Here is a 22,260-nt window from a genome sequence, read left to right on the forward strand (position 1 = left end):
CGACTCAGTCTCGCATCCTTCTAAGAAGCTCAAAAGGGCATCCGACGTAGCGACTCGCGTATCAGCTCGTTCCAGGAGCTGCCTAATACCTCGGGCAGCACGCCATCTGACCATTGGTACAGGCCAGCGGAGCCTTTGAAACAAAAAGCTTAACGATGTTGAAGGTGGAGCGATCACTGGAGCCATGGGGTGCTTCCTATGGGTTGATCGTTAACTTCCTCCGCGAACAGCTCAACGAATGCCAACGCTACCTTGACTGCTAGCTCAATCTGGCCTGCAAATAGCAGGAAACTAACCAAGTACCTGCCGCCTATAGAGAACGAGTAACCACGGCGTTCGTAGAATGGCAGAGGAGGCGAGGTGTCATAGATGAATTCCATCCACCGTTTCGGATAAATCTTGGCGACAGTTTTTAGTCGCTCCAAGACCTCCTCGGATGAATGCATATATCGATGCCATCCGTGTCTAAGGCGATGAGCTCGGACGATCCAGTGATATGCTGCATTTTTGCCCTCAACCTCCAAGCTGATGCGGAAGGCAGTGTCCAAAATGTCGTCAGCTCCATGGGAGCTCTCACCAGAATTGAAGTATGCGTCCGCACTGGCGAGCGCCTCTTTTGCCTTGCCGTTCTCCTTCCAATGCTCCAACCACCGTTTCTGAAAGTCTCCTCGACGCGAAAAAGGGAAGTGATGCGCGCCTATCGTCTTTACGAGCCCTTCAAAAGCATCGGGAGCGAAGCTTGTTGGGTCTTGGGCCAGCGCAGCTAATTCTTCTTCTGATGGTGGTGATTCTGGGGTGGAGTAGTTGCGATCGTCGCTAATTGGCTTGCCTCCCAAGAAGTCAATCTGCTTGTTGTATAATTCCTTGGCGCGTGGCTCAGTTTGCGCTCTCTTCTCCAGCACACTTAAGGTTCGGTGCTCGAGCAGAGTGCTACACATTGCTTCTGCTTCCGGCGTGTTAAGGTCAGCTACCTTCAGATATTCTTCGATCGTCTCGTCAGCATATCGCCACTCATCTTTGGCGATGTGATGCTGGTAAAATAGCGGCAATCGGTCCGGGTACGTCGAAGCAACAACGTCAATCAGCTGGCTTCTCGCATGGTCCGTCTCATCCCCGTCTGTAAAATCAGTTATCCGATCAACGATCGGCGTTAGCGTCTGCAGCCAGCTGAGTGTGTGGGATTGGTCATACTGGTGAACGTCTTCGACGCAATCGAGCACGTCGATGGCGAAATAGTCCTTCCGATACCCATACCCCAAGAGGCACGATGATGCTCGGCGGAATATGCCGATAGCGTCACCAACATCGTACAGGTCCATGAGTACCGCGTATTTTGTCCACTGATCGGCACGCTCGTTAAACTCGGTTACTTTCTGTGCGAGAGCGTCACTTGCCTCAGAAAGAAGTTTTGAAACCGCGTCTCCCGACAACCAGCGAACTCTTGTTTCGAAGTTGCTGTCGATCCAGAGTTCGTCAACCCAGTGGATAGAGCCGCGGGCAATCTCAAACTCCTCCATCGATATCTCGGGGACATCCTTGTCCGGCAGGCCCATAAGGTGAAGGTCAATGGCGATTGCCCAGATTGCCTTTCGAAAGCTAAGGTACTGGGCGTGCTTAGTCTCCGCGCGGCCTTCAAAGGTAACATGGGGGACGCTTGCTGCTGCTACGAAAACGGAGGAGAATGACCAATTCGTTCGATTGTCGGCAAGTTCAAAAGCAAGCTGCTCCAATGCGTCGAGCGCTGTATCCAGGAACTCAAGTGTGCCCCGCTCAAGCGGGGGGTAGATCGGCGCGAACTCTCCTTCCGCCCGCTGGGCAGAGTTGAGGCATATCCAGAACGCCTCGTAGAAGAACAGCTGCAAATCCTCGCTTTCTGAGGGAGTGTTCCGCTCCCTTAGCAGGGATGCGAGTATTGGTGCTTTTTCAACCGTATACGGGTCGTTAGCCTTCCGAGCTTCAAGCCATACAGCCACCATCGGCCGAACCCCGTCCCCATCCAGCTTCAACCATGGGGAAGGGTCTGCTCCCGCGAAAAGCGCACCACGAACAATGTGTTGCTGAATCTTCCTGCGAAGATCGGCCCACTCCGCCTCAATAAGCAAGTCGCGAAGAGCCGCAAGCGATTCATAGTCTTGGGCCTCGGCGAGAAAATCCACATAGCGCGAGACATGCGACCGAGGCTCTCGGTAGCCCATCAGAAACTGGTGGGCGCGCGCAACGCGATTCCTGCCTGCTAATGCGGCAACCAACAAGAATTGGTTTGATAGCTTGGAAAAATCATCGCCGGGGCGGTGCCTCAGTACGACCCATGTGTTAATCCGCCGAGCCAGTTCCCGATAGCAGGCCTCGATGACCTCGGCACGCACCGACCGTGGACCGTATCTGGCGAGCGAGCCAAGTTCTTCATCGGTAAGATCGGCAAGGTCGTCAATAAGGTTAAGCGCCTGCTGCGTGTTCTCGTTGATCGCCAACGCAGACCCACGAAACGCACCGAAGTCCCTAGCTTGGTATTCTCTTACGTTGGCGACCCTTGTCTTTAGGCTACGAAACCGGACCGTAGCAGGAAGGTCACCAGCCTCGAAAGTCGTCCTCTCAGCTGCAGCAAAGATGTTCTCGATCTGCCGCTCTGGCCACCCGCGCGCGAGCGACTCAACGGCCCATTCCCTTGTGCTTCCGCTAAGCAGCGGCGCTGAGTCTCCCGCGGCCCGCTTGGTAAGCCACAGCCAACCCCATCGCCAATACTCGTCTGCGAGGTTTTCAAGCCAGTCAACGATCTTTGGGAGAAGTGCCCGATAGCTTTCCTCGTGATCATCCCGCTCTTTGACCCAAGCGAAAATACTACCATGAAAAGGCATGAGCCCTGAGTTGTGGGGCTCCAAGAGAAAATCAATTTCCTTGTAGTCTCCTATCGTTTGCCGCACCCCGAGGCTTGGCCAGAAAAAATCGGAGCCTGCGAGCATATGAAGGATGTTCCTCGCTGGCTGGTTGATCTGTTGCCACAGTCCTTTGTAGTAGGTGCGGATGTCTCCATCCGGACACGGGGGCAATGCCTTGACGTCGTCCGCCGCAATCGGCTGCCCGGCGCGCAACACCTCTTCATAGGCGTAGATCAGATGCAGAGGGTGCCCTTGGCTGATCTTGAAAAATGCAGCTGCTATCTCGTCTATCTGATCTGTTCGCTTATCAGGCCATCGCAGAACAAGAGGCCTGGCCTGATCCTGCCGGGTCACCCAATGATGGACCGCTGGCGCGTCCATGCGGGGAATCTCGACCCAGTCATCGATTCTAGCTGCGACAAGAAGCTTGCCCGGCAACTGTTGGTCAGCGACTCTTTGCGTTCCAATAATCAAGCTAATGTTGTCCGGCAAAGGGAACAGCTGATTGAACAAGTGATCAAGCTGATCAGTGCGATGAGTATCCCTGTAAACATGGTCCAGCCCGTCGACCACAAGATAGAGGCGTTTGCCTTTTGCCCGCAGGTTCTCTGCCACCGTCCGCAGCCCACCTTGCAGGTGATCCGGATCATCGACTACCCCAGTAGAGTCCTCCGGATATCGGCTTACAAGCTGGTCATATAGGGACGCAGCGATATCAACATACGACGTCCGATTGGCGCTAGAATCCTCTGATGACAAAAAGTAGTGGTGCCGCAGAACCACTTCTCCTTTCGTTTGAAGATCACTCGTAAGGTGGCTTAAATAGGTACTCTTACCGCGCCCAGGCGTGCCCCACAGGATGGTAAGCGGTGTCGCCACGTCCGCAATGCGTGATCTGATATAGGCGTCGAATGCTGCGTTGGGCGGCTCGTATTCCGCAGGGACGAAAAAGTCCTGGTGAATGGGTTTAGGCCGCTTCTTCGAGATGAGGCGGACCACATGATCACGCAAGATTTTCCCATCTGGGGGCGGCTCTCGCTGCAGAACTGCCCATCTCCGGACGTTGTCCCGGAGTAGGAGCCATCCCGCCCCATCCGTATCCGTCGGCACAAGCTGTGTTTTTAGGGACTCTTCAAAATGCGCGAGGTCCGGCATCGCAGCCTCGAACACGAACTCGCTGAAGAAATTCTCTGCTTCCTTGGCATCACCGCAAGCAGCGTCAATTTTTGCGCGAAGTGCGATATCGACTTTCGCGAGGTCAACTCGTCTGTCTCTGAGGGACGCCTCGAATGCCTTGTCTGGCGAACGGTTCGTTTTTAGCTGAGCACTATATATCCCTCCGCTTTTTCGCGCTCTGGCAAAGGACTTCGACCATTTTGTCAGCATGCTTGTGCCAGATCCCTCGACGCGAAGGAGCCAGTCCCAGCTGAGAGGATACTTGTCGGGATCGACAGTGAATTTCACCTGAAAGTATTCGACCGACCCGTCCTTTCGCAGAGCTACAACGTCGTCGAGAGCTTTTACCCCCGGATCATCGGACTCGATCTGAACCCATTCGAACAGGTCAGGGTCACGATAGTGGCGAATGAGTACCTCGATACCAACAAGGTCCTGATACTCGTATCCCGCGCGAGTAATCGCTGTATGTTTGATAACTTTGTTGCCGGCCATATGCGCGCCCCAATAGCCGAATCAAACGGCCAAGAATCTCATTTACGTCTGCCTGAATAGCGACCTCATTTCTACCTCCTTGGCAAACCACTTCTACAGCTTGCGTGCGATGTTGAGAGCCGACGTGCCAATCGTTAAACAGCGACCTGCGGGCGGCTTAGAAGTGTTCTGGCATTCAGCAGGCGCGGGACTACCCGGCCAGACATGTCCTAAGCATGAGTGCTTCTGCCATCACGTCCGTGCCAGCGGCCGACAACCGCCACTGCAGCGGCGACTCATGCATGATCCCATTTACACACCACTACCTCCGTATCCCGACCCATCATGGAGTGTTTGCAAAACATAGTGGACCGGCAGGTATCAGGAGATGGCCCAAGCGGCTGGAACGACCGAAATGAAGGCGCTAAGCGGAGGTCGTTCAGCTGCCTCTCCCGTACGGTTTGAGGCAGTAGCGGAAATGTGACGGGTCTTTAACGCTCGCGCAAAGCGGCCTGGCCGCTTGCCGGATGTGGACGTGGCGCGCAATGACCGAGATGCGGTCGCATGCGGATAATGAGGGGTCGAACAATCACCGAGTGCTGCGCGACTCTGGGCTATCGTTCAAACCGGCGTTCAGGTCACCAAATTTTATGATGGGGAAGCGAGTGTCGTGGCTCCAACTGATGGTGTCGTTCGATGCCTCTTTTTTCTGTTCGCTAAACACATGTCCTTAATCAGTTTCCGATTTTGCTCCAGTCCTGATCCAGAACTTGGTAGTTAATGAAAAGGACTAGGACGAAGATGGCGATTGCGGCACCGTAATAGGTCGCGAAGACTTGGTGGACCTTATTTGCGGCTTCTCGCCACTCGCGAGCCGCCTCGATGCGCTTGCGGATGGCGACCTTTCCGGTTTTGTTCAACAGCCAGCCCTCACTCCCGACGGTGCCTACTCTCAATTCCCGTTCAGCGATCCGCTGTTCGTATGTTGTACGCTTGTTCGTCCAGTATTTAAGATACAGCGGCAGGAACGGCCCAAGTGCCAACACCAGGGGATAGAAATACCAAGCGTGCCGCCGATACCCGAAAATGACGCTGTGCTCCTTCTCGAAGCTGACGAAAAGGCGAAACACCGCGAAGCAGGCGGACCAGATAATAAGGATGTCGATGACGAAGAACGGCAACTGAATAACGTCTGGCAGCATCCAATTGATGGCCCTCGCCACCGGTTCTCGAACGTTATCCTGATAGAGATCGAGGATGCGCCGAAAGAAGTCTACCCACGTGACGAAGCCATCGACGATACTGGATAGGCCCAGTATTGAGAAGCAAGCGCTGATGACGACAAAAGTCCTGTTGAGTGCGGTCGGAAGCTTCATTCCTCTGCAATACAAAAAAGAACTAGCTCTTGCGAGCATTTAGTTGCGGTCAGGCGGGAGAAGTTCCAACGTCCGCTTATCCAGCTCTGCGGAAGTCTCGGAGACTAGTGCTCAGAACACGCGATAGCCTCGCCGCCCGCCGCATCGATACCCATCTGGCGATTTGTGCTCGTTTAGGTCAAGCGATTGCGTTTTACGCGTGAACGTCTTTTGGCAGTACGGGCATTGAACCTTGTAAGTGGGTTCATAGCCCCGGAACACTTTCGCCTTCGGCATTTTTCCGATACGAGTTCTGACAGAGCGAGCGGTGCCTCCAGCACGTCCGGCACTGAAACCTCGGCCGAAATAGGCGTTCCGGGCCTCTTCTCCAGCCTTCGAAAGTTCAATTTCATAGCGCGGCTCGAATTTGTCGTCGGTAAGCGACAGCGCCTCAACGTCCGTGTTGAGAAATGCCTTGATGCTTGGCCCCCTGCTTTGTCCGCCTGTCGTGTCATAGGCGTAGAAATACTCGCGCGCGGGTTTCCCTGCCGCTTGCTTATAGGCGAGTGAGTAGGGTTCGATGATCCGTTCAACGCCGTGATAGGTGAGCTTCATCAGCCTGCGCTCGGCCCCTGCTTCTAGGATCAAGTGCCGATGCTCTCCGCCGAAATAGAGCTGCTCGCCCCAACCGCCGCTGTCCACGCCGTCGAACAAGCGTTCAATGCTATCTTTGAAACCTTCCACTGCGCGGTCGAAGCCGAAGCGAGTCGATTTTGGGCACCGGATATATTTCTCCCAGACGCTGCCGAAAAAGGCCATTGGGATGCCGAGCAAAATGCCCTTGGCTGTGCCAGGGCTGGAGCTGAAAATAGTTTTATTCAGAAAGGTGCGCAGGACCAAGCCGCGATCCAGCTCGATAGAGCGGTCGATGAAGGACGAATACACAAGGTCGAAAAGGTCGTGTGAGTGCCTGCGCTGTATCAGGCATTTTAGCTTGTTGGCGACGACCTCCTCCAGCGCCATGCAGTTCAGTTCCGCGCTACAGGCGGCGGCATCTGAATAAGGGTGGATAAGCTGACGCTTGGTCGCGGGGAGATGGAGGCGGTCAAAGTCGGTCACGTCCAATTTAACGCTGATCGTCAAATCGTCCTGGTTGCCAAAGAAGTCGGTGAAATATACGCGGCCCTTGTATGAGCGCCGGGCGCTGTCCACAACAGGCCCCGCCGCGAAAGTATTGCGGTCGATCAGGAATTCAACACCGCAGGCGGTTTGAGCCTCCCGGCAGGCGTTATTGATCTGTTCGCCCATTTTCTCGGCGTCGATGGCGTCGCTGACGGAAAAATCGAGGTCGGCTGAAAAGCGGGTGTCCGAATAGAAGGCTTTGCGCAGGCAGTTGCCGCCTTTCAACACGAGCCTAGACTGTAGATAATCGTTCTCGAAAATCGATTTGAGTAGCCATCCGAAGACATAGTCGCGTTCGACGTTCGGATGATGAATGTCGAACTCTATCGCTTTCGCTTTAATTTCTTCTTGAGCGATCATATTTGATTCCCCTAGGCACGGTAACGGCCTCACGGCTATGAGTCGAGCGTCCTCAGTCCTAGTGTCGCCGCTTGAAGCTGCCGTCAAAGATATGGCGTCGTTCGAGAACAGTGATGAACGGCTGAAATGGGCACGCTGAGCATCCGATTGATGATTAAGTGTATCAGATCTAGGCCAAAACCTAGGAGCTCCGGATGCGACGCTCTAAGGAATAGGGTCGAGAGTTATCGCTCGATTGTCAAAAATTCCAACGCTGTCACTGCTAGCAAATTAACGCCTTCAAAGCGGGACATTACCGGGACAAATGCGGGACAAGAGACGCAGTAGTGTCGAGGAGACGCAGAACTGAATTCAGCTTTCTCTACTCTATACTATTAGTAGTCTCGAGTGCAGATCACCGGGGTCGGATCGGCTTGTCGCCGCCCGCCCTGCAACCTTCAGAGTATATATAATAGAGGGAACACGCGAATAAGAATCGATGTTCTCGTGGTTCGTCAATCCCCTCTTTCCCAAACCCGTCGAAATCACCTCGCCGTTAACCATTCAACGGACTGCAATTTCACGCGTTTTCGCCCTCAAAAATATCTTCGTTAAGCACCCGAAATCCGGTCGATTTCCCTTGACAGGATTTGCCCAAATTCCGGTTTTTGACCTCCTCGGGGAGGAAGCCCCTTAGAAGAGATAACTTCGGCGAGTAACCGGGGTGCTGCGCCCCGCTCCAGCCAGGCCCTTTATACGGTCCCTAAAGCTTTCAAAACGCCCGCTCGTGGCCTCGAGCAGCGGCCAGCATGGCGTCAGAGGTCTTGTTGCATACGTGACCCATGCTGCACCGCGTGCTCCCGTGGCCTCGTGTGAGGCGCGCATAGTCGGTTCGTGTTGGCGTCACGCATACCCCCGGCGGTATACTTAGTTGCGTCGATCGTGACGTTGAGTACACCTTCGTAGCGCACATACGCTGCTTAAGGGACTTCGATAGCTGCTCGCGATGCACAGCCCCTGAAGGCCTAGATTTTCTATTAGTTCCTTTCAAATTTCATCGTTTGTGCTGCTGGCTCCGACTGAACTATGCCAACATCGGACTTAAAAACATGAACAGGAAACAGCATGAGAAAACTTCTGATTACCAGCGCAATTATCTCCACCGTTTTGGCTTCTTCAGGAAGCATGGCGCAGGACAATCCCGAGTGGTCGCAGCCCACAGAACCATTCCATGTTGTTGGCAACATCTATTACGTGGGGACCAAGGGGATCGGCGCCTATCTGATCACCTCAAACGAAGGCGCGATCTTGTTGGACGGCGCATTGGACAAGACGGCGCAGATGGTCGAGCGCAATATTATCAAGCTCGGTTTCGCCCTCACCGACGTCAAGATCATTATTGTGAGCCATGCGCACTTTGATCATGCAGGCGGCGTGGCGAGGATCAAACGCGATACTGGTGCAAAGCTTGTCGTGAGCAAACCTGATCGATGGGCAATGGAGCATGGCCTTCACGATGGGGAGACGAGCTATCCACGGGGAAAATTTCCCGCTGTCAAAGTTGATCAGGTCGTCGATGATGGCGACGAGGTGAAAATTGGCAATGTCGGTATATCGGCTACATTGACGCCAGGTCATACTCCAGGATGCACGACGTGGAGCACGGCAGTGCGCGAGGGAACAAGGGCTCTAAACGTGGTGTTTCCCTGCAGTCTTTCTGTGGCGGGCAACATTCTGGTTGGAAACGACCGTTATCCGCATATTGTGGACGATTTTCAGCGCAGTCTTGATCTCATGCAAAATCTAAAAGCGGACATTGTGCTGCCAAGCCATCCGGAGATTGCGGATGTCATGGGTAAGAAACGGCGGGTAGAGTCGGGCGAAGCAAGGGCATTCGAGGATCCCGATCTGTTGGCTGAGATTGTTAGAAAATCTAGGGTGGCATTTGGCGAGGAGCTGCAAAGACAAAGGGAGCCGGAGTGAACAGGCGGCACACTGTTGGTTGCCATAGGTGCCTTGGCCAACACCAAGGCATTCTGCTCGGTCCACGGTCGCGCGTGTTGACCGACAAAACGTTGCGTCTGGGATAGAACGCATAAGGAGGAAGAGCTCTTATGTTTGAAACTCTCAATCGCGAAAGTGCTCTTACCGGGACAGAAACGGGACAAACGCGGGACAGTAGCGGGACAACGGAGAAAACTCCCTGATAAAAATTCTTCTGTCAGCGACATTGAATTCGAATTGCTTTTCGAGTGGGCAGGCAATTGGGAAAGCTCAATCAACTTAAAGATCGGAATACAATACACCGAACGACTGTGACTTCGTTGATCTCATACTAAAGTACAATAACCACAGGGTGGCACTTGAATTATGTTTCTTGTGTCGCTCTCCAATCCCCTTCGTAGAGTGGACTAGGCGGTCGATTCCTCGGCTCGCAAAGCGGAACTTCCCACCTCCGCAACCCAGGTCGTCTTTTTGCGAAGGCGACCTGGCAGGGGGAAACGGATTCTATCGGGCCATAATATTGGAGACTGCAAAATGATAGACAATAGAATTCTGCTGCTCTCAGCTGTTGCGTTGTTCCCCTGCTTTTATTGTGGCGTGGCGCTTGCCTCAGAAGATAGTACGCCCACGCACATCACAATAAATCAGATTGTAAGTGGAGAGGGAAAAGCTGGAGACACCGCGACCTCTCAAAACGGGGAAGTCACATATAGAATGCTGGAAGGCGGTATTATTGAGGTGAGGAATACGAGATACAAGACAACTCAGCGCTATAGCTTTGTGAAACCAAAACCTAACAGTCGGAATAATTAGAGATCTCACGCTTGCCGCCAACAGGACGTTGTGGAAGGCAATTGCATTGGGCGGTCACACGAGCAGTCGCAGCCGGATACCCGGACAGTACTTGGCGAAAGTGAAACCATCGAATTAGATGGCACTAAGGTGCAGTTGATACATACACCGGGCTGTTGCAAAACCAGCATTAGGTTCGGCCATTTGACTCGCTTGCTTCAAGTACGGTGTCGGTGAGTCGGCTCGCCAAGGCTAGGAAGAGAGAACGAAAAGGTCGCACCTGGTCCCTCGTTCGGCACCGCCCACATTTGGCCGCCATGATTTTCAATGATCGAGCGGCTGATGGAGAGACCTATACCCATCCCGTTCCGCTTAGTCGTGAAAAATGGTTCGAACATCTTGTCCGCAGCGTCAGCGGCTATGCCGACGCCCGCATCGATAATTGACAAAGTGAGGATGTACTCGCTCACCAGCCCGGTTCGCACGAGCAGGCGTCGGGGTCGCCCCTCGATCTCTGCCATGGCCTCGATTCCGTTAAGGACCATATTCAGAATGACCTGCTGAAGCTGAATGCGATCGCCACTGACGGATGGGAGCTCTGGGTTCAGCCTCACATCCAGGACGATAAACTTCTCACGCATGTCTCGCGCGGATAATGCAATCACCTCGCGAGCTATCTCATTGAGGTCGATTTCCTCCATGACTGGAGACTGTCGATGGAACATAGCCCGAAGTCGCTTAATAACTTCGGTCGCACGCATGGTGTCTCGGATCGTCCGCCGGGCAGTGTCTGTTGCAGAAGCGATGTTCGGCGGATCGAGCGACAATAGACGGACACATGCATGGGCATTCGCGAGAATGCCCGAAAGTGGTTGGCTCACCTCGTGCGCTATGGAGGTAGTCAGAGCACTAATTGTCATCACGCGGGAGACGTACGCGAGTTCTTCTCGGGCCTTTATCAGTGCTTCCTCCCCGCGTCGGAGAGCATCTTCCGCTCGTCTTGTCTCGGTGATGTCCTGTACCGTTCCCATGAACGTGGGGTGATCGCCGGTGTAGTGTGTTACCCTTGCAAGTCCTCGAATGAACCTGACCGACCCGTCTGTCCTGATGATCCGAAAGACAAAATCGGAATCCTCACCTGCAAACCCTCTCTCCATCTCAAAGTCAAAGAGTTCCAAATCTTCTGGATGGACCCGCTCCCTGACCGCATCGATGCTTGGCTCGAGCTCGGGGTCAAGGTCGAATATTCTGTAGAACTCCTCAGACCATATGTTCTCATCCCGATGGATATCAGATGTAAAGCTCCCAGTTGAACTTATCCGTTGAGCTGCGACGAGCTGCGCTTGGCTTTGCTCGACCTGCGTCTCTCGCCTGACAAGAGCTTCCTCGTGACGTGTCCGGTCTATGGAGATAGCTGCGATATGCTTTGCTCGATCGACTATTTGCTGCTCGCGAGGCTCGAGGTGTGCTTGCTGATGACGTAGGATTATAAATATTCCGGCCGTGTTCCCATAGGGGGACAGAATGGGAATGGCCTCGCAGTAATTCAGACCGTTGGCCAACATGATCTCACCCATCGACGTCTCAAGCTGGTCGCTTTCGGCCAGATTTTCGATCTCGACAGTCCTTTTTGTTAGAGCTGCCGTGGAGAAGGGATTCTTGTCCGAAATCACTTTCTTCCCGTCGAAGATCTCCCTGAACCCGCCTGGCAGCCTAGTAGCCTCCCCCATTCGAAAGAGCTCGCGGTCAAGCGAAAGCTCGAGGAAGCCACAAACGAGGTCCGGAACCACATCCGAAACGACATCGCAAAGCCGTTGAAGAACACTTGCCGACGGAGCGCCGCGCGCGACCATTTCGAGTATCTCCATTTCCTTTCCGAGGAGGCGGGAGGAGTTCTGACTGTCCTGAACGTCGGTTTGAAGTACGCAATAGCTCGCCAACTCTCCGTTTCGCATCCGGATTTGTACGACCTGTGCCTCCAGCCAGCGCAGCGTTCCGTCCGCAGCGAGCGCTTGATACGACATGACAAATGGTTCGTTTCCGTCCTGCTCCGCCTGCAAATGAACAGCGATTTCTTTCAGTTTGCTAAGATTGAAGTGGGATGATTGGTCTTGCAGCAGAGCGCTTGGTGATAAGCCGCACCACCGCCATGCAGCCTGATTTGCAAACTCAAGCTCAAGAGAAGGTGTCAGTAGAAGCGCTTGGAGTGGCAGGGAATCTAAGAAACTCCGAAAGTCATGGTCGGCATTGCCAATCTGTTTGTTGGTCCTCTCAAGACGTTCTATTGCAAGCCAACAGATGATCTCCCCTCCGAGCCCTTTCATTGGCGATGCAGAAATATTGAACCATTCGAATTTTCCGTCCTGTCGCCGCAAACGTGCGGCGAACTGTTGAACGCCACCGTTCTGCGCCGGCACTATGAGGAGATGATCGCCCGGATGCAGAAAGTTTGTCCACTGCTGCAAGCCACCCTGATCGATTATCAAGCCAGTGAAGTCTGTGAAGCGCGAGTTTGCATAGCTCAAGGTGCCTGTTTCGTCCGTTGTCCACACCAGGCCTGACAGACTGTTCAAGATTCCCAAGCCGTGGCTGGACCCAAATGTGCTTGCCTCCTCGTCGAGCGAAATTGACATCAAAAATCGATCCGTTCGCTTCGTCGCCCCATGATGAAGTCCTTCGAGAAAATAGCCACCAGCGCGCAAGCGAGCATCCATATTGAAGCGGTCAAGGTCACCGTGACAGAAGTCCAGCCGAGCATCGCCGAGGCTAGGATCGTTCCGAACGAAGTTGAAATTTTCATCGCGGAGAATACCTCAGCCCTCATTTCTGGCGTCACCAGCCTATTGAGCTGCAACGAGTAGTGGATGCCGAGCGACGGGACGCATATCCCCACAAGCGCGCAGCCGAGTATCGATAAACCGAAGGAATTCTGACGGATCAGTGCCAGGCCGATGATAATCGACAGGAACATTGCGGCGACTTGCTGGTTCGAGTAAGCTTTGTTGAGCAGTCCATTTCCTATGGACCCAACAAGCGACGCCGCACACAGAGTTCCGGTGAATATCGCGCCGTACTCCGCTTGCAGATTGAACCCCATCGCAAGCGACACCGCGCCAACTTCAATTCCGCTGATCGCGGCGGAACTGGCACACGCGCACCCCAGCCAGAGAAGGACTTCAGGCGTCAGCGACTTAGTTAGGGGGGCTGCCCCGCGCGACTCAACATTGCATCGTGGGGACGGCAAGATCATTGCGGGCACCGCGCCGAGTATTGCAATTGTAGCGATCGAGAATGATGCAGATACCGATCCAAGACTAGCCGCCAGAATAGGGGTGGCGAGGAAGGTGAGTTCCGAAGCAAAAGCTGCCGAGGCAACGGCTCTTGTCATCTGTGACTGCACCACAAGGTAGTTTGCGCTGTCACGCAGATAGCCGAAGGCCGCACCCTGCACGAGGCCGGCGGCCACTGCCGCAGCAATGAAAACTGCGTACGGCGCGCCCGTTCCACACGCAGCAGCGCAAGCGAGCAGTGCTGTCGTCCGAATAAAGATAAGAGTCTTGAAGAATGAGATTGAGTTCGCACCCCGCCCCAACCGGGCGATTGGCAAGGCTCCGACAAGTTGCGCGGTTGTCATGGTCGCGAGCGCCGTTGCCCCATCAGCAGGGTCTCCGGTGATCGAGAGGGCTGCCAATGCGAAGGCTATCGACGCTCCTGCACGAGGTGCGCCGAACAAGCCGTAGGCGACCGCCCAGCGGATAGTCTGATTATTTTGTAGACCGCCCCAGTTCATTTTTCCGCCAATTCTGGCCGTATCGTCCGCAGATAAACCTTGCCAAAGTATTTGCAGCACACGTTGTGGAGCGCCCCGCGTCCTACGACTTGGAGTACTCACCAACAGGATAAGTTTATCGCAAACTTGCATCAAGTCCATAAGGCGCTCGCGGGCATCAAAGAGGGCAAGACTGGATGGACTGCGGCGGGAAGTGAAGCTCTCGCCGGAACTGGCAGAAAGCCCATATCTTCAGGAATACTACGGCAACGTCGCATGGACGGTCCGCGGCATCTATGCCGATTATGCCGGGTGGTTCGATGGAAACCCACGAACCTTTATCCTCTCGCTCCTGCCGGTCGTGGTCAAAAGATGCTGGATGTGATGGGTGGGTCTGACAAGGCAGTGATGCGCGCCAACGAGGCCATCAAAGCCAAGGAATTTCAGTGGGCAGCGGAACTCAGCGATTTCGTTCTTGCTGTCGATCCCGGGGATTTCAGCGTCAAGGAAGTCAAGGCGAGCGCGTTAATGGAATTGGGTGAGCGACAGGTTAACGCAACCGCACGCAACTACTATCTGACGACAGCCCAGTTTCTGATGAAATATTTACCAGTTAACTAAGCGGATGGGCGGCGGTCGGCCCCTGTTGAAGCACTAAGCAATTAAGACGGCTCGTCATCTCATGAATCTCAGAACAGATCCGTGTCCGTTCTGGGATGTGGCGATACTATCGTACAATAGCTTCGTCTGTTCGGATACCTATACCTAAGTGTGTCGACAGGAAGTTCTTGTGCTGACCTTGGTTAGCGGTAATCCGAATCAACAAAAAGGGATAAGATTATGACAAAGATTGCCATCATACTTGGTTCTACTCGTCCCGGCCGCAATGGCAAGGCAGTTGCGGATTGGGCGCTTCAAGAGGCGTCTGGGCGAACCGATGCCGAATTCGAGTTGATCGACCTTATCGATTATCCGCTACCACATCTTGACGAGCCCGTGCCGCCATCACTGAATCAGTATCAGCACAATCACACAAAACAGTGGGCTTCAAAAATCGCGTCTTTTGACGGATTTGTTTTTGTTACCCCGGAGTATAATCATTCGACTTCCGGCGTCCTGAAGAACGCCATCGACTATTTATTCGCCGAATGGAACAACAAGGCCTGCGGATTCGTCTCGTATGGAAGCGTTGGCGGGGCCCGTGCCGTCGAACATCTAAGGCTCATCGCCGGTGAGCTGCAACTCGCAGATGTTCGCAATCAGGTTACGCTTTCTCTCTTTACGGATTTTGAGAATTTCAGTGTATTCAAACCCGGTGCTCACCAGGCTGCGGCATTGCAAGCCACACTGGACCAAGTCGTCACTTGGTCAAATGCTCTCGCACCCATTCGCAAAAAATAAAATAATCCGCTACTGGCAGGACTTCTTGGAGCAGCTAGACAAGACCCATGATGTTTTCACAACGCGTATAAGGTTTTCGAAAAATCGCAGCGTTCCACCTGCGACTTGTGACAGTCATCTATATCTAAAAGAACCTTAAGCTGTTATTGCGCCGGGTGGGCCGTGGACGTTTTTTTAACGATGACTGGAACGGCTTTATATGAAGGGGTGCCGGAAGCTCTATCGTACTCGGATAGCGCAATGACCTTGTTCATTTCCGGATAATATCCAGCAATCGTGCCCATCGGGATATCATAGCAAACAACGGTGAACCCGATCAAGGCACGCGGCGATGGCAAACTTGTTTGCATACTGACAATTTCAACGAGGTCGCCTTCTTTCAAGTCACGGTTTTCCAGGTCAAGGGAGTTCATAAAAATGATATCACGCCGACCGAAAACCCCGCGGTATCGATCATCAAGATTATAAATCGTGGTATTGTACTGGCCGTGACTCCTTATGGTTGTCAGGATCAGTGTGTTGGGGTCCGACAGCCGGGTGTCTTCGTTCAGGCCGCCTGCTACCAGGAAATTAGCCTTTCCGTTGGCGGTTAACCAGATTCTGTCAGATGCGGCGATTGTCAATCGAAAACCGCCTGGCTGTCGCACTCGGGAGTTAAAGTCGTGGAAGTCTGGAAAAACAATTTCGATCTTGTCCCGGATACGACCATAGTCTGCCGTTAAGCTATCCCAATCGATATTATGTTTTTTGCCTAACGTCGCTTTCGCGATTCCCGCAATAATTGCGGGTTCCGACTTTATCTGGTCGCTCGGCGGCTTAAGAAAACCGCGCGAGGCGTGAACGAAAGACATCGAGTCTTCTACTGTTATCGCTTGAGGTCCGCACAATTGAACATCAATGTCGGTTCTTCCAAGCGTTGGAAGAATGATTGATGTTCTTCCCGTGATGAGATGCGATCGGTTTAGTTTAGTTGCAATGTGAACGACGAGATCGAGCTTGCGTAAGCCTGCGAATGTAGCATCAGGTTCGGGCATCGCTACTGCGAGGTTGCCGCCCAGACAAATCAACGCTTTGGAGCGCCCTTCGATTATCGCCTGGATCGCTTCGACTGCATCGTGACCTTTGTGAGCAGGGGGCCGAAAGCCGAATGCTCTTTCCATACCGTTGATCAGCGCGGGGCCTGGCTTTTCCGTAATGCCAACCGTTCGATCCCCTTGTACGTTTGAGTGACCGCGCAGCGGACAAAGGCCCGCGCCTGGTCGTCCGATGTTTCCTCGAAGGAGGAGTAGATTTGCTAGCTGCTGGACGATTTGGGTCCCGCAGGAGTGCTGGGTGACTCCCATGCCATAGCAAATAATAACTCTCTGTGCGTTTAGATAGGCATCCACTGTGCTCTCGAACGCTTGATGCTTCAAACCAGACTTTTGGTAGATCTGGTTCCATTCAGTTGACTGAAGATCGTATCTCAGCTCTTCAATCCCTGCCGTATGCTGCGCAATGAAGTCCCGATCCAAAACACCCGGTCCTCCGGCCGCGAGGTCGACCGCGTCCCTTTCGAGTATCAGTTTCATAAGACCCTTTAAGGCGGCAAGATCACCTCCAGCGCTGACCTGATGATACGCCGAAGCGATTGGCGTAGACGAGAACGTTGCCATTTCCACCGGATTTTGGGGAGCGGCAAAACGCTCGAGCGCTCGTTCCTTGAGTGGGTTGAACACAATGATCGGTACGCCGCGCCGCGCAGCTACGTGAAGAGTCGTCATCATGCGGGGGTGGTTCGTTCCGGGATTGTGCCCAATGCTGATAATTGCATCAGCACGTTCAAAATCTTCGAGGGTCACGGTTCCCTTGCCGACTCCGATTGACTGGGGAAGGCCCACACTAGTTGCTTCGTGGCACATATTGCTGCAGTCGGGAAAGTTATTAGTTCCGAACGCTCGCACGAAAGTCTGATAGAGAAATGCCGCCTCATTTGAGGCACGTCCCGATGTGTAGAACTCCGCATCGTCTGGGCTTTCAAGATTGAGCAGTTCGGTGCCAATGCGGGCGAAGGCAGCGCTCCATTCAACAGGGATGTAGCGGTCTGTGTCGGCATCATAGATCAGTGGATGCGTAAGCCGCCCCTGATCCTCGAGCTGATGGTCCGTCCAATTCCAGAGCGCTGATACAGGATTGCGGGCAAAGAACTCCGGGCCGGCGCGCTTGGATGTCGCCTCCCAACTTATCGCTTTGGCACCGTTTTCACAGAACTCGAATGCCGATGTGTGATTTGGATCCGGCCAAGCGCACCCCGGACAATCGAAGCCATCTGGTTGGTTTGTCTTAAGAAGGGTCGCGGCACCTTTAATAACAACCTGCTGCTGCTTTAACGCGGCCGCGACAGCTTTCAGCGCGTCCCATCCTCCAGCCGGTGAATCATATCGCTTGATGCCCGTAGGACGTTTTTGGTTCATGGCTGTTTCCAATCAGACGACTATAGCGGAGATGCCCCTTGGGACCACCCCGCTTGTAGCGGGGTGGTATCGTGCCAGTCCGGATGCATAGCATGCTCATATTGACTGACTGAGGTCGCAAGTAAATCTGCAGATCTCTTATCAGGCAATGGCCGTTACCCAAGCGTGTTCTCTACCGGCAGCGGCAGCCTGTCGGTCATACCCGCAAGGTACGAAACGATGCTCTGAGTTCCTCGGTCAGTACTTGAGGTTGTTCCCAAGCTGCGAAGTGTCCACCTTTTGCGAGCCTATTGTAGTGAATAAGGTTCGGATATGCGCGTTGGGTCCAACTGCGGGGTGCAGCGTAGATTTCGTCGGGGAAAACACTGACAGCAACAGGAATTTTCACGTTCTTTGGCTGGAAGAATGCGAGCTTGTTTTCCCAATAGAGACGCGCTGACGAAATCGCGGTGTTTGTGAGCCAATACAAGGTGACGTTATCAAGAATGTCATCCCGCGTCAGTCCCTCTTGTTTTCCGTCGAAAACCCTCGCAATCAACTCATAACTGCGAATGTCATGATCAATCATCCAGGCTGCCAGTCCCACCGGAGAGTCAGCAATTGCGACCAGTGTCTGTGGGCGGTTAGCCATCTCAATTGCGTAGCCAAGACCGTGTTTATAAAAGTCATCCAATTGGTTATAGGCGTGTTCCTCGTCGGCTGAGAGACCTGCGGGTTTTGTTCCGCCAGGCTGAAGAGCCGTTGCGATGTCGTCCGGAACTGTTGCCGGCATATTGACGTGGATACCCAAGAGCTCCGGTGGCGCGATCAAGGCCATCTGCTCGGTGATCGCATCGCCCCAGTCGCCACCTTGGGCAACGTACTGTTTGTATTCCAATCGCCTCATGAGCTGGATCCAAACCTGCGCAATCCGCACGGGGTCCCAACCTTTTTCAGTCGGCTTTCCGGAAAAACCGTAGCCGGGGATGGACGGAATTACGACGTCGAAAGCATCGGCCGGAGAGCCACCATGCGCGGTAGGATTCGTCAAAGGATCGATTATTTTCATTTGTTCGATGATCGAACCCGGCCAACCATGTGTCACGATTATGGGAAGAGCGTTCTTATGCTCTGAGCGGACGTGGATGAAATGGATGTCCACACCGTCGATCGTCGTGATAAACTGAGGCAAAGCATTTAACCGAGCTTCGACTTTGCGCCAGTTGTAGTCCTTGATCCAGTAACGGGCCAGTTTTTCGATCGTGGCGGACTGGACGCCTTGTGAATTGTCTCCAACCGTTTCCCGGTCTGGCCAACGGGTGCTTTTGATGCGACGGCGTAAGTCGTGCAACTGTGCATCTGAAACCGTAAATCTGAATGGCCGGATTTCGTCTCCTTTGACTTTTGCCACAGCAAAGGCGCTTGGTAGGATGGTGACCGCGCTCGCCACGGCCGCTGTTGCAAGGAGATTTCGACGTGTGATTGAGGTTGAAGAAGTTGACATGGAACTCTCCTGAAAATCCGAGATTTGTTTGACGGGATCAACATCTCAGTCAGGGTGTCGTTTCACTATTATACGATGGTATCCCCAATACCATTGGATTGGTTTTTGATCTCCCGCGATGGTATATGCCGATGATTGTAATGTGATAGTCTACGGAGCTTAGTGTGGACCGTATTGATGCGATGAGAGTGTTCGTGGTCGCCGTAGACGAAGGAAGTCTCGCGGGGGCCGCGAGAAAGCTGAAACGCTCTCCGACCGCCATCAGCCGTGCCCTGAATGCGCTGGAGCATCATGTGGGGGCCGAACTGCTGCACAGAACCACACGCTCCCTCAAGCTCAGTGATGTGGGGCAACGATATATAGCCGTGTGCAGGCGCATTCTTGTCGACCTCGAAGAAGCGGACATCATTGCGGGGAGCGAACGCGCTTCTCCTCGCGGCGCCTTGACGATATCGGCACCACCGATCCTGGGTGAAGAGATACTGCGCCCGATCGTGGATGAGTTTCTTGAAATTCACCCCGGCGTTTCCGTAAGGCTCCATATGCTCGACAGATTTGTAAATCTGATCGATGAGGGAGTGGATCTGGCTTTGCGAATAGGAAACCTGGCGGACTCGTCCCACATTTCGACAAAGATCGGAGGCGATGTGCGGCGCGTTGTTGTGGCTTCTCCCCGATATCTCGCGAGCAATCCCAAGATTGAAGAGCCGTCAGATCTGCTCAAACACCAGATCGTGGCGTTCAGCAATTTTGGTCTTGATTCCTGGAGCTTCAAACCCGCCAAGGCGTCTTCCATCCCGAGAACCGTTCATTTCTCCCCGAGGTACACCGTCAACAGCGTGAGGGCGGCCGCAGCTTCCGCAGCCGCCGGAGTAGGGGTGACGAGGCTTTATTCCTATCATATCTCAGAATACGTCAAAGAGGGACGGCTTACGATTGTACTTGCTGATGCCGAGCCCGAACCGTTGCCAGTGCATCTTCTTGCCCCACACGGTCGGATATCCGTCCCGAAAGTCCGCGCTTTCGTGGATCACGCTGTTCCGCGTTTGCGCACCGAACTCGCGCGTATCGCTGCAGAAGCCAACGCTCTTATTATCCCGAATATCGGTTGAGTGATCGCCTGACGCCGACAATTCCCCCTTATTGCGCCAGCCCCTAACTTATTCGGACCGACGCCACCGGCGTTGGCGGCCTCGTAGGTCCACTGGATAAAAGGATGCAATATCATGTCTACACAGAAAGTCGTCATCGTTACTGGCGCGTCACAAGGAATAGGCGAGGGCATCGTCAAAGCTTATCGCGACCGTGGTTACAATGTGGTTGCGACGTCCCGCTCGATTGTTCAAAGCGCCGATGCCGGGATACATGCCGTCCCAGGCGACATTGTAAATCCGGCAACGGCCGATCGCGTCGTCCAAGAAGCGATCCAAAAATTTGGCCGGATCGATACACTGGTGAATAATGCCGGCGTTTTTCTTGCTAAGCCATTCGTTGAGTTCACTCAGGAAGATTTCGACCACAATATGGGCGTTAATGTCGCCGGCTTCTTTCACATTACGCAACGCGCAGCCAAGCATATGATCGACCAAGGATCCGGACATATCATCAGTGTCACCACGAGCCTTGTAGAACAGCCCATAGCAGGCGTTCCATCTGCTCTGGCTTCACTCACCAAGGGGGGGTTGAACGCTGTTACGCAGGAATTGGCGATCGAGTTCGCAACACGCGGAATTCGGGTCAATGCTGTCGCTCCCGGCATCATCAAGACACCGATGAATCCGCCGGAGACCCATGGTTTTCTCTCCGCACTGCATCCGGTTGGACGCATGGGAGAAATCCGCGACATCGTTGAAGCTGTACTTTATCTTGAAAGCGCAAGTTTCGTGACCGGAGAAATTCTTCACGTGGATGGCGGACAGCAGGCAGGCCGCTGACAGTGGAACTCCGGCAGGCGAGAAGCTAGCCGGAGTTCGGAACCTGAATCATTCTTCAACTGTCAGAAAGGGAATCAGCATGCCGATCGTCACTGTACAAATCACCCGTGAGGGTACAACCCCTGATAGAAACGCTGCCACTAGGGAGCAGAAGGCAGCGATCATTGCGGGCGTCAGCCAAGTCTTGCTGGACGTACTGAACAAGCCGCTGGAATCCACCTATGTCGTCATCGAAGAGGTCGATCTCGACAACTGGGGGTGGGGAGGTCTTCCAACGGTAGAGTATCGTAAGAAACGGGTTGCAGCCGGGGAACTTTAAGCTGTGATATCGGCGTGCGGCTGACGCGCGCCGATATCGTCCATGGCAGCGGGACCCAATTGGGCGGCCATATTTACAAGGTCAGGTAACGAACGCGCTTTCATTTTCCGCATCATCTGGCCGCGATGCGCTTTCACCGTGATTTCGCTGATGCCTAACTCATATGCAACTTGTTTGTTCAACAGACCTCTCACGATGAGGGTCATCACCTGATGTTCGCGCGGCGTAAGCGAATCGAACCGGCTCCTCAAAGAACGCAATCCAACGTTTTCTGCAAGTGAAACGCGGCTTCGCTCCAAAGCGCTCTCGATCGCACTAATCAACACATCGTCGCTAAAAGGCTTCGTCAGGAACTCTACTGCTCCAGCCTTCATGGCCTTGACGGTCATAGCAACATCTCCATATCCCGTCAGGAAAATGATCGGCAGGTCCGCACGGTTGATCGCAACACTTTCCTGAATCTCCAGGCCACTGAGATCCGGAAGATTAACGTCCAAAATCAAACATGCAGGCTGACTGATTGGCTGTCGCGAGAGAAAATCCTTTGCACATTCGTATAGTTCCGGTTGCCATCCGACCGATCGAATCAAAAGTTCAAGTGACTCTCGAACGGAGATGTCGTCATCGACGACGATCACGAGAGGCGAGTCATCCGGCATCGTGTTTGCTTTCACCGCATTCGTCGTAAGAGAATACATCGATC

Annotated in this window: 13 protein-coding genes and 1 pseudogene; 6 read left to right on the top strand and 8 right to left on the bottom strand. The window is 53.7% G+C overall.

Annotated elements, in window-relative coordinates:
• Positions 1 to 173: 173 nt before the first annotated feature.
• From ACTJI9_RS09025 to ACTJI9_RS09035, 3 genes are all read right to left on the bottom strand, one after another.
• Positions 174 to 4,547: an ATP-binding protein gene (locus ACTJI9_RS09025; protein WP_440807360.1), complete on the bottom strand. Its 4,374-nt coding sequence runs from the start codon at positions 4,545 to 4,547 to the stop codon at positions 174 to 176.
• Positions 4,548 to 5,260: 713 nt separating this feature from the next.
• Positions 5,261 to 5,902 (bottom strand): hypothetical protein, encoded by a 642-nt coding sequence (locus ACTJI9_RS09030; RefSeq protein ID WP_440807363.1) that lies wholly within the window; start codon positions 5,900 to 5,902, stop codon positions 5,261 to 5,263.
• Between the two features lie 111 nt (positions 5,903 to 6,013).
• Positions 6,014 to 7,423: a nucleotidyl transferase AbiEii/AbiGii toxin family protein gene (locus ACTJI9_RS09035; RefSeq protein WP_440807365.1), complete on the bottom strand. Its 1,410-nt coding sequence runs from the start codon at positions 7,421 to 7,423 to the stop codon at positions 6,014 to 6,016.
• Between the two features lie 1,104 nt (positions 7,424 to 8,527).
• Here ACTJI9_RS09035 and bla point away from each other — a divergent pair.
• Positions 8,528 to 9,385, top strand: coding sequence for a subclass B3 metallo-beta-lactamase (gene bla, locus ACTJI9_RS09040; protein WP_440807367.1), 858 nt, complete (start codon positions 8,528 to 8,530; stop codon positions 9,383 to 9,385).
• Between the two features lie 1,031 nt (positions 9,386 to 10,416).
• Here bla and ACTJI9_RS09045 read toward each other — a convergent pair.
• The gene (locus ACTJI9_RS09045; RefSeq protein WP_440807369.1) at positions 10,417 to 12,831 is read right to left on the bottom strand and encodes a PAS domain-containing sensor histidine kinase; all 2,415 of its coding nucleotides are present in this window, start codon (positions 12,829 to 12,831) and stop codon (positions 10,417 to 10,419) included.
• Positions 12,831 to 14,048, bottom strand: a complete 1,218-nt coding sequence (locus tag ACTJI9_RS09050) for a hypothetical protein (protein WP_440807372.1) — start codon at positions 14,046 to 14,048, stop codon at positions 12,831 to 12,833. The genes ACTJI9_RS09045 and ACTJI9_RS09050 overlap by 1 nt, the downstream gene beginning before the upstream one ends.
• 133 nt (positions 14,049 to 14,181) lie before the next feature.
• Between ACTJI9_RS09050 and ACTJI9_RS09055 the strand changes: the two are divergent.
• Both ACTJI9_RS09055 and ACTJI9_RS09060 read left to right on the top strand, forming a co-directional pair.
• Positions 14,182 to 14,588 (top strand): annotated as a pseudogene (locus ACTJI9_RS09055) (alkyl sulfatase dimerization domain-containing protein).
• Between the two features lie 219 nt (positions 14,589 to 14,807).
• On the top strand, positions 14,808 to 15,368 hold the full coding sequence (locus tag ACTJI9_RS09060) for an NADPH-dependent FMN reductase (protein WP_440807375.1): 561 nt from the start codon (positions 14,808 to 14,810) through the stop codon (positions 15,366 to 15,368).
• A gap of 143 nt (positions 15,369 to 15,511) precedes the next feature.
• Here ACTJI9_RS09060 and ACTJI9_RS09065 read toward each other — a convergent pair whose 3' ends face one another.
• Both ACTJI9_RS09065 and ACTJI9_RS09070 read right to left on the bottom strand, forming a co-directional pair.
• Positions 15,512 to 17,821 (bottom strand): FdhF/YdeP family oxidoreductase, encoded by a 2,310-nt coding sequence (locus ACTJI9_RS09065; RefSeq protein WP_440807377.1) that lies wholly within the window; start codon positions 17,819 to 17,821, stop codon positions 15,512 to 15,514.
• A gap of 196 nt (positions 17,822 to 18,017) precedes the next feature.
• Complete coding sequence (locus tag ACTJI9_RS09070; protein WP_440807380.1) at positions 18,018 to 19,304, bottom strand: epoxide hydrolase family protein; 1,287 nt, start codon at positions 19,302 to 19,304, stop codon at positions 18,018 to 18,020.
• A 164-nt stretch (positions 19,305 to 19,468) separates the two neighbouring features.
• On the opposite strand from ACTJI9_RS09070, the gene ACTJI9_RS09075 reads away from it, so the two are divergent.
• The 3 genes from ACTJI9_RS09075 (at position 19,469) to ACTJI9_RS09085 (ending at position 21,557) form a co-directional block, all read left to right on the top strand.
• Positions 19,469 to 20,416, top strand: coding sequence for a LysR family transcriptional regulator (locus ACTJI9_RS09075; protein ID WP_440807383.1), 948 nt, complete (start codon positions 19,469 to 19,471; stop codon positions 20,414 to 20,416).
• Between the two features lie 111 nt (positions 20,417 to 20,527).
• Positions 20,528 to 21,238, top strand: a complete 711-nt coding sequence (locus ACTJI9_RS09080; RefSeq protein WP_440807711.1) for an SDR family NAD(P)-dependent oxidoreductase — start codon at positions 20,528 to 20,530, stop codon at positions 21,236 to 21,238.
• 79 nt (positions 21,239 to 21,317) lie between these two features.
• Entirely contained in the window at positions 21,318 to 21,557 is a 240-nt protein-coding gene (locus ACTJI9_RS09085) for a tautomerase family protein (RefSeq protein ID WP_440807385.1), read from the top strand.
• On the opposite strand, the gene ACTJI9_RS09090 is transcribed toward ACTJI9_RS09085, so the two are convergent.
• Complete coding sequence (locus ACTJI9_RS09090; protein WP_440807388.1) at positions 21,554 to 22,255, bottom strand: response regulator transcription factor; 702 nt, start codon at positions 22,253 to 22,255, stop codon at positions 21,554 to 21,556. The two genes, ACTJI9_RS09085 and ACTJI9_RS09090, sit on opposite strands and share 4 nt — an antisense overlap.
• Positions 22,256 to 22,260 lie beyond the last annotated feature (5 nt).

It is taken from the genome of Phyllobacterium sp. 22552, assembly GCF_052044585.1.
Lineage (GTDB): Bacteria > Pseudomonadota > Alphaproteobacteria > Rhizobiales > Rhizobiaceae > Phyllobacterium > Phyllobacterium ifriqiyense.

Excerpts from the sequence above, each read along its gene's own strand:
- ACTJI9_RS09025 (WP_440807360.1), bottom strand. The coding sequence starts at position 4,547 with ATGGCCGGCAACAAAGTTATCAAACATACAGCGATTACTCGCGCGGGA.
- ACTJI9_RS09030 (WP_440807363.1), bottom strand. The coding sequence starts at position 5,902 with ATGAAGCTTCCGACCGCACTCAACAGGACTTTTGTCGTCATCAGCGCT.
- ACTJI9_RS09035 (WP_440807365.1), bottom strand. The coding sequence starts at position 7,423 with ATGATCGCTCAAGAAGAAATTAAAGCGAAAGCGATAGAGTTCGACATT.
- bla (WP_440807367.1), top strand. The coding sequence starts at position 8,528 with ATGAGAAAACTTCTGATTACCAGCGCAATTATCTCCACCGTTTTGGCT.
- ACTJI9_RS09045 (WP_440807369.1), bottom strand. The coding sequence starts at position 12,831 with ATGTCAATTTCGCTCGACGAGGAGGCAAGCACATTTGGGTCCAGCCAC.
- ACTJI9_RS09060 (WP_440807375.1), top strand. The coding sequence starts at position 14,808 with ATGACAAAGATTGCCATCATACTTGGTTCTACTCGTCCCGGCCGCAAT.
- ACTJI9_RS09065 (WP_440807377.1), bottom strand. The coding sequence starts at position 17,821 with ATGAACCAAAAACGTCCTACGGGCATCAAGCGATATGATTCACCGGCT.
- ACTJI9_RS09070 (WP_440807380.1), bottom strand. The coding sequence starts at position 19,304 with ATGTCAACTTCTTCAACCTCAATCACACGTCGAAATCTCCTTGCAACA.
- ACTJI9_RS09085 (WP_440807385.1), top strand. The coding sequence starts at position 21,318 with ATGCCGATCGTCACTGTACAAATCACCCGTGAGGGTACAACCCCTGAT.
- ACTJI9_RS09090 (WP_440807388.1), bottom strand. The coding sequence starts at position 22,255 with ATGTATTCTCTTACGACGAATGCGGTGAAAGCAAACACGATGCCGGAT.